Source organism: Gluconacetobacter diazotrophicus PA1 5 (assembly GCF_000021325.1).
Lineage (GTDB): Bacteria > Pseudomonadota > Alphaproteobacteria > Acetobacterales > Acetobacteraceae > Gluconacetobacter > Gluconacetobacter diazotrophicus.
The window spans coordinates 425543-437898 of record NC_011365.1 but is presented as its reverse complement, the minus strand read 5'-3'; the positions used below and the strand labels follow the sequence as shown (position 1 = coordinate 437898).

General features: G+C 67.8%; 13 protein-coding genes. 8 read left to right on the top strand and 5 right to left on the bottom strand.

Annotation, left to right across the window (positions count from 1 at the left end; all coding sequences use genetic code 11):
• Position 1: 1 nt before the first annotated feature.
• Entirely contained in the window at positions 2-754 is a 753-nt protein-coding gene (locus GDIA_RS02030) for a competence/damage-inducible protein A (RefSeq protein ID WP_012226008.1), read from the bottom strand.
• Between the two features lie 74 nt (positions 755-828).
• On the opposite strand from GDIA_RS02030, the gene GDIA_RS02025 reads away from it, so the two are divergent.
• On the top strand, positions 829-1737 hold the full coding sequence (locus GDIA_RS02025) for an SMP-30/gluconolactonase/LRE family protein (protein ID WP_012553105.1): 909 nt from the start codon (positions 829-831) through the stop codon (positions 1735-1737).
• A gap of 2 nt (positions 1738-1739) precedes the next feature.
• Here GDIA_RS02025 and GDIA_RS02020 read toward each other — a convergent pair whose 3' ends face one another.
• From GDIA_RS02020 to GDIA_RS02010, 3 genes are all read right to left on the bottom strand, one after another.
• Entirely contained in the window at positions 1740-2783 is a 1044-nt protein-coding gene (locus GDIA_RS02020; protein WP_012553104.1) for a bifunctional GNAT family N-acetyltransferase/(deoxy)nucleoside triphosphate pyrophosphohydrolase, read from the bottom strand.
• A 4-nt stretch (positions 2784-2787) separates the two neighbouring features.
• Positions 2788-3870 carry a Rieske 2Fe-2S domain-containing protein gene (locus GDIA_RS02015; protein ID WP_012226005.1) on the bottom strand — a complete coding sequence of 361 codons (1083 nt, stop codon included), beginning with the start codon at positions 3868-3870 and terminating at the stop codon, positions 2788-2790.
• Between the two features lie 229 nt (positions 3871-4099).
• The gene (locus tag GDIA_RS02010) at positions 4100-4972 is read right to left on the bottom strand and encodes an ATP-binding protein (protein ID WP_012226002.1); all 873 of its coding nucleotides are present in this window, start codon (positions 4970-4972) and stop codon (positions 4100-4102) included.
• 147 nt (positions 4973-5119) lie between these two features.
• Here GDIA_RS02010 and yajC point away from each other — a divergent pair, with 147 nt between their 5' ends.
• The 7 genes from yajC to GDIA_RS01975 all read left to right on the top strand — a co-directional run bounded on the left by yajC (position 5120) and on the right by GDIA_RS01975 (position 11545).
• On the top strand, positions 5120-5500 hold the full coding sequence (yajC, locus tag GDIA_RS02005; protein ID WP_012226000.1) for a preprotein translocase subunit YajC: 381 nt from the start codon (positions 5120-5122) through the stop codon (positions 5498-5500).
• A 192-nt stretch (positions 5501-5692) separates the two neighbouring features.
• Positions 5693-6478 (top strand): IclR family transcriptional regulator, encoded by a 786-nt coding sequence (locus tag GDIA_RS02000; protein ID WP_012553103.1) that lies wholly within the window; start codon positions 5693-5695, stop codon positions 6476-6478.
• Positions 6462-7448 carry a 2-dehydro-3-deoxygalactonokinase gene (locus tag GDIA_RS01995; RefSeq protein ID WP_012553102.1) on the top strand — a complete coding sequence of 329 codons (987 nt, stop codon included), beginning with the start codon at positions 6462-6464 and terminating at the stop codon, positions 7446-7448. Before GDIA_RS02000 ends, GDIA_RS01995 begins: the two co-directional genes overlap by 17 nt.
• The gene (locus GDIA_RS01990) at positions 7445-8113 is read left to right on the top strand and encodes a 2-dehydro-3-deoxy-6-phosphogalactonate aldolase (protein WP_012553101.1); all 669 of its coding nucleotides are present in this window, start codon (positions 7445-7447) and stop codon (positions 8111-8113) included. The genes GDIA_RS01995 and GDIA_RS01990 overlap by 4 nt, the downstream gene beginning before the upstream one ends.
• Complete coding sequence (gene dgoD, locus GDIA_RS01985; RefSeq protein ID WP_012553100.1) at positions 8110-9258, top strand: galactonate dehydratase; 1149 nt, start codon at positions 8110-8112, stop codon at positions 9256-9258. The genes GDIA_RS01990 and dgoD overlap by 4 nt, the downstream gene beginning before the upstream one ends.
• Positions 9252-10037 carry an SDR family NAD(P)-dependent oxidoreductase gene (locus tag GDIA_RS01980; RefSeq protein ID WP_012553099.1) on the top strand — a complete coding sequence of 262 codons (786 nt, stop codon included), beginning with the start codon at positions 9252-9254 and terminating at the stop codon, positions 10035-10037. The genes dgoD and GDIA_RS01980 overlap by 7 nt, the downstream gene beginning before the upstream one ends.
• Before the next feature lie 89 nt (positions 10038-10126).
• A complete protein-coding gene (locus GDIA_RS01975) occupies positions 10127-11545 on the top strand; it encodes a sugar porter family MFS transporter (protein WP_012553098.1) in 1419 nt (472 codons plus the stop codon).
• An 83-nt stretch (positions 11546-11628) separates the two neighbouring features.
• On the opposite strand, the gene GDIA_RS01970 is transcribed toward GDIA_RS01975, so the two are convergent.
• On the bottom strand, positions 11629-12237 hold the full coding sequence (locus GDIA_RS01970) for a superoxide dismutase (RefSeq protein ID WP_012553097.1): 609 nt from the start codon (positions 12235-12237) through the stop codon (positions 11629-11631).
• Between the last annotated feature and the right edge of the window lie 119 nt (positions 12238-12356).

The following is a 12356-nucleotide window of genomic DNA, read 5'->3' as shown; positions in this document are numbered from 1 at the left end:
TTTACGGCGGTTCGCCCTCCGCTGGGGTGAAGCCCAGCCGTTCGATCAGTTCGCGCACGCGGTCCGCCGCGTGGCAGACGGCGGCGGCGTCCAGCCCCTTGCTGACCAGGGCCACGCCCCGCCGCCCGTCGGGCCGGCGGAACGGATAGGACCCGATATCGACGCTGGGGTGACGATCCTGGATGTCCGCCAGTCCTTCGGCCAGCGCGCCCTCGTACAACCCCAGCGCGTACCAGCTTCGCGACGTGACGGGCGTGCCGTGGCGCAGGGTCGGGGCCAGTTCCTCGAACATCGCCTGCATGATGCGTGGAACGCCCGCCATCACATGGACATTGCCGATGCTGAACCCCGGGGCGACCGAAACCGGATTGGCGATCGGCGTCGCCCCTTCCGGCAGCGTTGCCATGCGCTGGCGGGCGGCGTTGAATTCACCCGGGGGAAAATGCGCTTCCAGCAGGCGGAACGAATCGGGATGGACCGACCACGGCACGCCGAACGCCTCGGCAATGCAGGGGGCGGTGATGTCGTCATGGGTGGGGCCGATTCCGCCCGTGGTGAAAATATGATCGAAGCGCGCCCGCACGTCGCAGACCGTGCCGACGATGACCGCGCGCTGGTCGGGAATGACCCGAACTTCCGCCAATGTGATGCCCAGTTCGGTCAGGCGCCGCGCGATATATTGCACGTTCACATCCTGGGTCCGGCCTGACAGGATTTCATTGCCGATGACCAGGATGCAGGCAGTCGGGTTCATGAACGTGCTCCCGGTTTGCAGTATGATGCCAATATGAACCGTACCGCCCGGCAGGGCCAGAGAGGAGGAACGCGATGATGATGGGACCAATCTGCGGCGCGCCGCGATGCGTCTGGGATCTGCGGGCCACGCTGGGCGAGGGGCCCGTCTGGTCCGAGGGCGAGCAGGCACTGTATTTCGTCGATATCGTCGGCCGGGCGATCCATCGCTACCGGCCGGAAAGCGGCGAGACGATGACGTGGCTTGCCCCGAATCGCCCCGGCTTCCTGGTGCCGTCGAACGACGGGACCTTCCTGTGCGGCCTGAAGGACGGGCTGCACCGGTTCGACCCCGCCAGCGGACATTTCAGCCTGGACACGCTGGTGGAACCGGAATTGCCGGACAACCGCATCAATGACGGGCATGTGGACCGGTTCGGGCGCCTGTGGTTCGGCACGATGCACGACGCCGAAACCGATCCGACCGGATCGCTCTATTCCGTCAGCCAGGACCAGGGACGGTTGCACGTCCATCGCGAGGACGAGGGATATATCGTCAGCAACGGCCCCGCGCTGTCGCCCGACGGGCGGACGCTGTACCACAATCACTCGCCCGCCCGCACCGTCTATGCTTTCGATGTCGGGTCGGGCGGTGTGCTGTCGAATCGCCGGGTCTTCGCGACGCTGCAGGGTGGCTACCCGGACGGGATCGCGGTGGACAGCGCGGGCTTCCTGTGGATCGGGGTGTGGGGCGGCGGGCGGATCGAGCGCCTGGCCCCCGATGGCACGCCGGTCGATCCCATTCCGCTTCCCGCCCGCAACGTCACCAAGGTCGCGTTCGGCGGGGCCGACTACCGCACCGTGTTCGTCACCACGGCGCGCAAGGGCCTGTCGCCCGAGCAACTGGACGCGGAGCCCCTGACCGGCGGACTGTTCTCGTTCGGCACCAGCATTCCCGGACAGAAACAGGCGGTGTTCCCGCTCGACCGGTCGATCGTGCTGTAAACTTAAAGAAGGTCCCGCAGCAGGGGGATCAGCGGCAGGTCGGCCTCGGGCATCGGATAGTGCGACAGGTCGTCGGCCCGGACCCAGGCCAGGGTCTGGCCCTCGCGCGGGTGGGGGACGTTCTTCCATCGCCGGCAGACATAGACGGGCATCAGCAGGTGGAAATGCCCGTAATCGTGCGACACGAATGTATAGGGGGCCAGGCACGACCGGGCGACGTCCAGCCCCAGTTCCTCGTCCAGCTCGCGGATCAGCGCCGCTTCGGGCGTTTCCCCGGTTTCGACCTTGCCGCCGGGGAATTCCCACAGGCCGGCCATCGGCTTGCCCTCGGGCCGGCGGGCCAGCAGGATTCGCCCGTCCGTATCGACCAGCGCCACGGCGGCCACCAGGATGACGCGCTTCTGTTCCGGCGTCCGGCCCGCCGGAAGCGGGGCGGACCCGACCCCGGGGTCATCCATCGCCAGGTCGGCGCGCGTCGCTTCGAACAGCAGCACGGGATGGTCCCCCGTGCCGCGCGATACGAAGGCCTGACGCCCCGATCCGGTCTCGCGAAAGCCGATGCGGCGCAGCACGGCGATCGAGGCCGGGTTGTCATGCGCGACGGCGGCGGCCACGCGTTCGATCGGCAGGGTGGCCAGCGCCCAGCGCGCGATTCGTTCCACGGTGGTCGAGGCCACCTTGCGATTCCAGTAGGGACGGCCGACCCAGTACCCGACGGTGGCCGACCGGGCGGCGGCATTCACCTGCACCCCGATACAGCCCATCAGCGAATCGGGGTCGTCCGATTCGGGGTGGGTGATGGCGAAATGATAGGCCGCGCCCCGCCGGGACAGGTCCTGGGTCGAGGCGATCCAGTCATCCGTCAGGCCGCGCGGATAGGGGAACGGCACCCGGCTGAGCATCCGGATGACGCTCCAGTCATTGACCAGCCGGTGCATCGTGCCGGCATCGGACGGCAGAAGCGTGCGCAGGCGGTAGGGCCCGGCCTGCAGGGCCGCGTCCGTCCGATCCGTTCCCAGGTCGATCGTCATGCCGTCATGCATCATGCTTTCAGGATCGGGCGGCGGGGATACCGCATTCGGCCAGCAATTCGCGCAGGCTGCGAATGACGGGGAAGACTTCCTGGTTATGGTCGCCCCCCAGTTCGTCCCACGCGGCCTGCTCCAGTTCCACGATCTCGCGGTCCTCGCTGAAGATCCGCTCGGTGAATGCGACCAGGAACGGCCACGCCATATCCAGCAGGCCGGGCACCCTGGGCCGCTTGATCGACAGCAGGCCGAACACCCGGTTGGTCATTTCCTCGGCGTCCTGCGGGACATAGACGATCCACAGATCCATGACCGGGGGGGTGCCCTCGGCCTGGATCTTCAGGGTCTGGTACGGATATTCCGTGCGGATCGTCATGACGTCGCGGTGCGCGTACTTGGCGCTGTTGTCGCGCTTCTGGCCGAAGACCAGCGCCTCGCCCAGCGGCTGCTTGCCGCCGGTCCGCGCGAAGGTGTAGCGGGCCTCGATCATGCCGGGACCGCGATCCTGTCCCAGGAAACGAGGCTTCATCTGCCCCATCTGCTTCATGTGCATGAACTGATGGTTCATATCCATCAGGTTCTCGTGCATGAAGCTGTAATGGCATTTGACGTGCCGCCCGAAACGCCGGGTCTTGTAATCCGGGTTGGTCGTCTGCGCCAGGCGGGGCAACGGTGTCGCGGCGGCGCGCTCCGGGTCGCCGGGGAAGACGAAGATCAGGCCATCCTGTTCGCGGCAGGGATAGGTGCGCACACCGTTCGGCAGCTTGCCCTTGCCCAGATACGGCACGTCGATGCAGCGGCCGGACCGGCCGTACGCCCAGCCGTGATAACAGCACTGGACCGCCTGGCCCTTCACCACGCCCTTGCTCAGCGGCACCTGGCGGTGGGCGCAGCGGTCTTCCAGCGCGAAGACTTCGCCCTCGGCGGGGCGGACCAGGGCGATCGGCTGGCCGGCATAGCGCGTGCCGATGGTCTTGCCGACCTTCAGCTCGCGCGACCAGGCCACGGGATACCAGAAATCGGGATTGGACCGGACCCGCCGCAGATCTCCTTCGGGGGTCAGGCCGGCCGGGGGGATGCTATCCGTCGAAAAAATCTGGTTCATCGTCTCTCTTGGGTTCAGGCGCTGAGGCTCGGAGCCGGCGGATCATACACGCGATCGCAGCCCTGCCGCACGATGCATTAAGGGGCTATCATTCCGTATTGGGAAATTTTTTCGGTGCCATGGCGATACCGGCATCCAGACACCCTTCTGTGGCGGTTTGACGACGCGGGGCACGCAATGATGAACGCGCCCGGCCGTCTCCGGCCTTGACGCATGTCAAAACCGCCTCCTACTGCGCGGGTGCCAGTTCGGCCGTAAGATCCTCGATGAACTGATAGGCGACGCGCCCCGACCGGCCGCCGCGCGTGACCGACCATGCGTTGGCGCGCTGCGCCAGTTCGGCGTCGGCAATCGGCAGGGCGCGTGCGGCGGCATAGGCCCGGACCATGTCGAGGAAGACGTCCTGCGCGCAGTTGTGAAAGCCGATCCACAGCCCGAATCGATCGGACAGGGAAACCTTCTCCTCGACCGCCTCGGACGGGTTGATGGCGGTGGAGCGTTCGTTGTCGATCATGTCGCGCGGCATCAGGTGCCGCCGGTTCGACGTCGCATAGAACAGCACATTGGCCGGCCGTCCCGAAATGCCGCCGTCCAGCACCGATTTCAGCGCCTTGTAATCGGCGTCCTCACTCTCGAACGACAGGTCGTCGCAGAACACGATGAACCGGCGCGAACTGTTGCGCAGCAGCGCCAGCAGGTCGGGCAGGGTGGACAGATCCTCGCGCTGGATCTCGATCAGGACCAGCCGGCCTCGGCCGGCGGGCGCGGGGCGGCCGTCGAGCAGGTTGGCCTGGGCGTGGGCGGCCTTGACCAGCGAGGACTTGCCCATGCCGCGCGCGCCCCACAGCATCGCGTTGTTGGCCGGCAGCCCGCGCGCGAAATGCAGCGTGTTCTCCAGCACCAGCCGGCGCTGGGTCGCGACGCCGCGCAGCAGGTCGATATCGACATGCGCCACGTGCCCGACCGGGGTCAGCCGGCCCTGCGCGGGATGCCAGACGAACGCGTCGGCCGCGTCCAGGCCGGCCAGCGTCGGCGGCGGGGGGGACAGCCGCTCCAGCGCACTGGCGATGCGGTCGAGAACGGGCAGCAGGTCGGAATCCATCGTCGGTCCTGTTCCAAGGCTGTAGAATGGGCCCGGAGCGCGGCGGGCCTTCGGGAATGCGAACCGACGCCTTGACGGGAAACAGGCGAAAACTATGGTCCAGTCCCGCGCCCCGCAACCCAATAATGAAGGCCGGAACGACCCCTCATGACCCTTCTTTCCGATTTCCTGGTTACCCCGGCATACGCCCAGACCGCCGGAGGCGAAGGGGGTCTCCTCAGCGCCGGCGGCATGATGTCGATCCTGCCGTACGTCGCGATGTTCGTGATCTTCTATTTCATCCTGATCCGGCCGCAGCAGCAGAAGCAGAAGCAGCTTCGCGCGCAGCTGGCGTCGCTGCGCCGCGGCGACCGCGTGCTGACGGCGGGCGGCATTGTCGCCACCGTGCAGAAGGTCCGCGACGATTCGAATGAAATGGAGGTCGAAATCGCCCCCAACGTGCGGGTGACGGTGCTGCGCGAGACCATCACCTCGGTCGTCAGCAGCAGCGCCAAGCCGGCCAACGACACCGGCGCCAAGGCTGGCTGAGGCCTTCCTACCCACGATCCCGCAGAGTTGAAGACGCCCGGTCGCCGTCCAGTACGGACAGCGACCAGGCGTTTCGCGTTTCCGGATGGCGGAAAGTCGCCATTTTTCTTCAAAAACCCACAATGTGGGTCAATAGTTCATATATTGAGTTTCTTCCTCGTCTGGCCTAGCGATTTGGGACGGGAGGGCACGATGATGGGCCATAATGACGGCAAGGGGACGGCGGCCAGCGGAACGCAGGCCCTGGAACGCGGGATCGCGATCGTCGATGCCGTGGATTCGGGACACCGGACCTTGCCTGCCATCGCGACCGCGACCGGCTGCACCCGCAGCACCACGCAACGAATCGTGCAGTCGCTGGTCCGGCTGAACTGGCTGCTTCAGCAGTCCGACGGAACCTACGACCTGGGTCCGCGCCTGGCGGCGCTGTCCCAGCGCGCGCGGGCCGAGACCTCGCTGGCCACGCTGGCACGGCCCGTGGCCGAGCGGCTGGGGGCGGAAACGCGCGACACAGTGCATGTGGGTGTGCGCTCCGGCGCCGACATTCTCTATCTGGACAAGATCCCCGGACAGCGGGGCCTGGAAATGCGCTCGCGCGTCGGGCAGCGCATGAGGCTGGCCCTGACCGGGATCGGGCGTGCCCTGATGCTGGACCTGGACGAGGACGAGTGGGGCCTGCTGTTCGATGCCGCCCGGCCCGATGCCACGCCGGATGAGCGCACGGCGTGGGTGGAGCGGATGCGCGCCTATCGGGCCGAGGGCTGCGTGTTCGACCTGGAGGATAACGAGATCGGGATTCGCTGTGTCGCGGCCCCGGTGCGCGATCGTGACGGACGGATCGTCGTGGCGCTGAGCGTTGCCAGCGCCACGCCCTATCTGTCGCCCGTGCGCATGCAGGCCCTGGCGCCGGTCGTGCGCCGCGCGGCGGCCGACCTGTCGGCCCGGCTGGGATGGAGGTCCGATGTCCGTGCCGCATGAACAACCCGGGGACGGAGCCCTGATCGCGATCGACTGGGGAACCTCCGCGCTGCGGGCCTGGCGCATGGCGGCGGATGGCACGGTGCTGGACGCGGCCAGCGGGCCGTGGGGCATCCTGAACCTGCCGGAGGGCGGGTTTCCGGCGGCGCTGGTGGCGCTGCTGGCCGACTGGCCGGATGCGGCGGGCCTGAAGCTGATCGCGTGCGGGATGATCGGCAGCGTGAACGGCTGGCACGAGGTCCCCTATGTCGACTGCCCGGCCGATGCCGCCGCCCTGGCCCGGGCGCTGGGGCGGCCGCACATGGGCGGCGCGGTGCCGGGAATCGTGCCCGGCCTGCGGCAGTTCCAGCCCCTGCCGGACGTGATGCGGGGCGAGGAGACCCAGATCGTCGGCGCGCTGGCGCTGCACCCGGACCTGTCCCACGCCGCGACGCTGATCCTGCCCGGAACCCATTCCAAGTGGGTGACGGTGCGTCATGGACGGATCACGGGCTTCCACACCGCCATGACGGGCGAACTGTTCGCCGTGCTGTCCCAGCACAGCATCCTGGGTCGCCCGGCGGAAGGCGCCGAACCGGTGGCCGAGGACGAGGCCCGCGCGGCCTTCCGTCGTGGCGTCCAGGCGGCTTCGTCGTCCCGCCAGGGGGTGGCCCCGCTGCTGTTCTCGGCCCGCAGCCTGTTCCTGACCGGCGGCCTGGGCGCGGCCGCCACGCGGGATTACCTGTCCGGCCTGCTGGTCGGGGACGAGATCCGCGCCTTCCTGGCCGACAGGACGGAGATGTTGCCGACCGTCCTGGTGGGCGAGGACCGGCTGTGCGGCCTGTACGCCCAGGCGTTCGAAATGCTGGGCGCCCCGGTGCCGCGCCTGGTCGGCAACACCGCGCCGGCCGGGCTGTACCGCATCGCGGTGGAAGCCGGATACCTGCGGCCGACCCCCGAGGAAGATACGACACACGGAGATACGACATGATGACGTTCGACCGCGCCCTGGACGTCTGCCCCCTGGTCGCCATCCTACGCGGCATCCGCCCGGACGAGGTGCTGGACATCGGTCAGGCGCTGGTCGAAGCGGGCTTCGCGATCATCGAGGTGCCGATGAACTCGCCCGAGCCGCTGCGCAGCATCCGCCTGCTTCAGGATCGCTTCGGGGATGCCGCGCTGATCGGGGCGGGGACCGTGCTGTCCGCCGAAATGGTGGGGCAGGTGGCCGATGCCGGAGGGCGGCTGATCGTCATGCCGCATGCCGATGTCGCGGTCATCGGCGCGGCCCGTGCCGCCGGCATGGCCTGCACCCCCGGCGTCGCCACCCCGACCGAGGGCTTCGCGGCGCTGGCCGCGGGGGCTGCGGCGCTGAAGCTGTTCCCGGCCGAGCAGATTGGCCCGGGGGCGTTGAAGGCGTGGCGCAGCGTCTTTCCCGCCGGTACGCGCTTCATCCCCGTGGGCGGGATCACTCCCGACACGATGGACCCCTGGGTGACGGCCGGCGCGGCGGGGTTCGGGCTGGGATCGGCGCTCTATCGTGCCGGGCGGTCGGCGGGCGAGGTCGGCGCGACGGCGCGGCTGTTTATCGCCGGCCTGGAAAAAGCCGGTCTGGAAAAATCCAGACTGGAAAAACAGGAACGGAAACGGACATGAAGATCACGAAGCTGACGACGTTCCAGGTCCCGCCGCGCTGGCTGTTCCTGAAGATCGAGACCGACGAGGGGATCAGCGGCTGGGGTGAGCCGGTGGTCGAGGGCAGGGCCGACACCGTTGCCGCCGCCGTGGCCGAACTGGCGGACTACCTGGTCGGCAAGGACCCGTTCCGCATCGAGGATCACTGGACCGTCCTGTATCGCGGCGGCTTCTACCGGGGCGGCGCGGTGCATATGAGCGCCATTGCCGGTATCGATCAGGCGCTGTGGGACATCAAGGGCCGGGCCTTCGGTGTGCCGGTGCACGATCTGCTGGGCGGGCGCTGCCGCGACCGTATCCGCGTCTATTCCTGGATCGGCGGCGACCGGCCGGCGGACACGGCCCAGGCGGTCCGCGCCGTGGTCGATCGCGGCTTTACCGCGATCAAGATGAATGCGACCGAAGAACTGCAATATGTCGACAGCCACGCCAAGGTGGACGACGTGATCGCCCGTGTCGCCGCGATCCGCGAGGAGGCGGGGCCCTATCTGGGCATCGGCGTGGATTTCCACGGCCGCGTGCACAAGCCGATGGCCAAGGTCCTGGCCAGGGAACTGGAACCCTACGACCTGATGTTCATCGAGGAGCCGGTCCTGAGCGAGCATCTGGAAGACCTGCCTGAAATCACCAAGCACACCTCGATTCCCATCGCGCTGGGCGAACGCCTGTTTTCGCGCTGGGACTTCAAGCGGGTGTTCGAACAGGGGTGCGTGGACATCATCCAGCCCGACCCGTCGCATGCCGGCGGCATCACCGAAACCCGCAAGATCGCGGCGATGGCGGAGGCCTATGACGTCGCGGTGGCGCTGCACTGCCCGCTGGGGCCGATCGCGCTGGCGGCGAACCTGCAGCTCGATGCCCTGTGCTACAATGCGTTCATCCAGGAACAGAGCCTGGGCATCCACTACAACAAGACCAACGACCTGCTGGACTATCTGGTGGATCCGGATGTCTTCGCCTATCGCGATGGGCACGTGGACATCCCGACCGGCCCCGGCCTGGGGATCGAGATCAACGAGGACTATGTCCGCGCCCGCGCCGCCGAGGGCCATCGCTGGCGCAACCCGGTCTGGCGGCATCGCGACGGGTCGTTCGCGGAATGGTAGGTCCCGGTCCCGACACGGGTTCCTATGCCCGCTATCCCAGCCTGGCCGGCCGTTCGGTGCTGGTCACGGGGGGCGCCAGCGGCATCGGCGCGGCGCTGGTCCGCGCCTTCGCCGACCAGGGCGCGCGGGTGGCCTTCGTGGACCTGGACCGGGTAGCGGCGGACGCTCTGGCGGGCGAGGTCGCCCAGGCGGGCCGGCAGGTGCTGTTCATCCCGTGCGACGTGACCGATGTCGCGGCGTTGCGCGAGGCGGTCGCCACGGCCTTCGGTGCGCACGGGCCGGTGGACATCCTGCTGAACAATGCCGGCAACGATGCCCGCCACACGCTGGACGAGGTCGATGTCGCGATGTGGGAGCGCCTGTCCGCGATCAATATCCGCGCCCAGTTCTTCGCGGCCCAGGCCGTGGCGCCCGGGATGCGGGCGGCGGGGCGCGGGTCGATCGTCTGCCTGGGGTCGACGGGGTGGATGCAGAAGAACGCCGGCTATCCCATCTATGTCACCGCCAAGGCGGCGGTGCTGGGGCTGGTGAACGCCCTGGCGCGCGAACTGGGCCAGGACCATATCCGGGTCAACGCGCTGGTTCCCGGCTGGGTGATGACCGAACGCCAGCGCCGCCTGTGGCTGACACCCGAGGGCGAGCGGCAGATCGACCGCAGCCAGTGCCTGCCGGGCCGGGTGGAACCCGGCGACATCGCGCGCATGGCCCTGTTCCTGGCTGCCGATGACAGCCGGATGTGCAGCGGCCAGCAATTCATCGTCGATGGCGGCTGGGTCTAGGCGCGGTCGGCGGTTTACGCCCGAAACATGCAAAAAGACGAACCGTATCGTCGCCGGTCCGTTATAATCGCTCAAAAACGGAGCAGAACATGGAGGCGTACGGATATGCCGCAACGACGGGGTCCCGGCATCTGAGGAAGGCGGTGCCCGGACGGGCCGGCCTGGTCGCCGGCCTGGCGGCGGTGGCCGGGCTGATGTTCGGGCTGGATATCGGCGTGATTTCCGGTGCGCTGAGCCTGATCGCGCAGGAATTCGATGCGACCCAGTTCCAGCAGGAAGCCATCGTCGCCGCGATGATGCTGGGTGCGGCGGTCGGCGTGCCCATTGCCGGGTGGCTGTCCTTCGACCTGGGGCGCAAGCGGACGCTGGTGATCGGCGCCAGCCTGTTCATCGTCGGATCGACGGCCTGCGCATTGTCCGGGTCGGTGGGCATGCTGATCGCGGCCCGGATCGTGCTGGGGCTGGCCATCGGGATTTCGACCTTCACCGCGCCGCTCTACATCGCGGAAATCGCCGACGCGGCCAATCGCGGCGCGATGGTGTCGATCTACCAGTTGATGGTGACCATCGGCATCCTGACAGCATTCGTGTCCGACGCGCTGTTCGCCTATTTCGACGCATGGCGCTGGATGCTGGGCATCGTGGCCTTTCCGGGAATCGTGTTCCTGATCGGGGTGGCGTTCCTGCCCGCCAGCCCGCGCTGGCTGATGTTGCGCGGGCGGCGGGACGAGGCCCGGCGCGCGCTGCTGGAACTGCGTGGCCAGGCCCACGGGGTGGCGCGGGAACTGAGTGAGATCGACGCCCAGTTGCGCACGCAGGGGCGGGGATGGGCCCTGTTCCGGTCCAACCGGAATTTCCGCCGCGCCGTCTTCCTGGGGGTCATGCTGCAATGCGTCCAGCAATTCACCGGCATGAACGTGGTGATGTATTACGCCCCGCGTATCTTCGGGCTGGCCGGCTTTGCCGAGCATGCCCGCCTGTGGGGTACGGCGACGGTGGGCGGCGTGAACATGGCGGCCACCTTCATGGCGATCTGGCTGGTCGATCGCTGGGGCCGCCGGCCCATCCTGATCTGCGGCCTGATGGTCATGAGCGTCGGCATGGCCGGGCTGGGCCTGATGCTGCGCGAGGGCATGGGGCAGGGGGCGGACCAGACCATGGCGGTGGCGCTGCTGCTGTGCTTCGTCGCGGGCTTCGCCTTTTCGGCGGGGCCGCTGGTCTGGGTGCTGTGTTCCGAAATCCAGCCGCTGCAGGGGCGCGATTTCGGCATCGCCTGTTCCACCGCCACCAACTGGATTTCCAACATGATCGTGGGCGTCTCGTTCCTGACGCTGCTCGACCGGCTGGGCCGGCCCGAGACATTCTGGCTGTACGCGGGCCTGAACGCCCTGTTCGTGGTGCTGGTCGCCCTGTTCGTGCCCGAGACGAAGGGCCTGAGCCTGGAGCGGATCGAACGTGACCTGATGGGCGGCGTGCGGCTGCGCGATATCGGGCGCCGCCGGCCCTGAACCTGCCGTGCAGGGAACATCAGGCATAGAAAAACCCGGCCGGATCGGCCGGGTTTTTCATGCCGCCTGCCGGACGGGGCCGATCAGGCGGCCTTGAACTGTGCCTCGGCGAACTCGTAGTTCGCCAGCTTGTCCAGGTAGTTGGTGGTGTAGTCCGGACGACGGTTGCGGAAATCCAGATAGTAGGAATGTTCCCACACATCCAGGCCCAGAAGCACCTTGCCCTGGCCTTCGGCCAGCGGGTTGGAGCCGTTGGCGGTCTTGGTCACCTTCAGCTTGCCGTCGGCCGCCAGGACCAGCCACGCCCAGCCCGACCCGAACTGCGTCGTCGCGGCGGTCTTGAACGCGGTCTTGAAATCGTCGACGCTGCCGAAATCCTCGGCCAGCTTCTTGGCCAGGGCGTCGGGGATCGCGCCGCCGGTCGGGGACAGGTTCTGCCAGAACAGGATATGGTTCCAGTGCTGGCCGGCATTGTTGAACACCGGGGCCGAGGCGGCGTCGCCCTTGACGGCCAGAATGATCTCTTCCAGCGACTTGCCCTGAAGTTCGGGCTTCGCTTCGACGAAGCCGTTCAGCGCGGTGACATAGGCCTGGTGGTGCTTGCCGTGGTGCAGCTCCAGCGTTTCCTGGCACATGCCGCGCGCCGCCAGCGCGTTGGTCTGGAACGGAAGGGTGGGCAATTCGAAAGCCATGGACGTTCTCCTTGGAATTGCATGGGCGGGGAACCGCCATCTATCAGAGCTATGAGCGCCGGCCGGGTGCGTCAAGTGACGGAGAGATGACCACATCCCCCGTCGCCGCCGGGCTTGTG

Coding starts and splice junctions, on each gene's coding strand:
- dgoD (WP_012553100.1), top strand. CDS start 8,110: ATGAAGATCACGAAGCTGACGACGTTCCAGGTCCCGCCGCGCTGGCTG.
- GDIA_RS01990 (WP_012553101.1), top strand. CDS start 7,445: ATGATGACGTTCGACCGCGCCCTGGACGTCTGCCCCCTGGTCGCCATC.
- GDIA_RS01980 (WP_012553099.1), top strand. CDS start 9,252: ATGGTAGGTCCCGGTCCCGACACGGGTTCCTATGCCCGCTATCCCAGC.
- GDIA_RS01975 (WP_012553098.1), top strand. CDS start 10,127: ATGGAGGCGTACGGATATGCCGCAACGACGGGGTCCCGGCATCTGAGG.
- GDIA_RS02015 (WP_012226005.1), bottom strand. CDS start 3,870: ATGAACCAGATTTTTTCGACGGATAGCATCCCCCCGGCCGGCCTGACC.
- yajC (WP_012226000.1), top strand. CDS start 5,120: ATGACCCTTCTTTCCGATTTCCTGGTTACCCCGGCATACGCCCAGACC.
- GDIA_RS02010 (WP_012226002.1), bottom strand. CDS start 4,972: ATGGATTCCGACCTGCTGCCCGTTCTCGACCGCATCGCCAGTGCGCTG.
- GDIA_RS01995 (WP_012553102.1), top strand. CDS start 6,462: ATGTCCGTGCCGCATGAACAACCCGGGGACGGAGCCCTGATCGCGATC.
- GDIA_RS01970 (WP_012553097.1), bottom strand. CDS start 12,237: ATGGCTTTCGAATTGCCCACCCTTCCGTTCCAGACCAACGCGCTGGCG.
- GDIA_RS02025 (WP_012553105.1), top strand. CDS start 829: ATGATGATGGGACCAATCTGCGGCGCGCCGCGATGCGTCTGGGATCTG.
- GDIA_RS02020 (WP_012553104.1), bottom strand. CDS start 2,783: ATGATGCATGACGGCATGACGATCGACCTGGGAACGGATCGGACGGAC.
- GDIA_RS02000 (WP_012553103.1), top strand. CDS start 5,693: ATGATGGGCCATAATGACGGCAAGGGGACGGCGGCCAGCGGAACGCAG.
- GDIA_RS02030 (WP_012226008.1), bottom strand. CDS start 754: ATGAACCCGACTGCCTGCATCCTGGTCATCGGCAATGAAATCCTGTCA.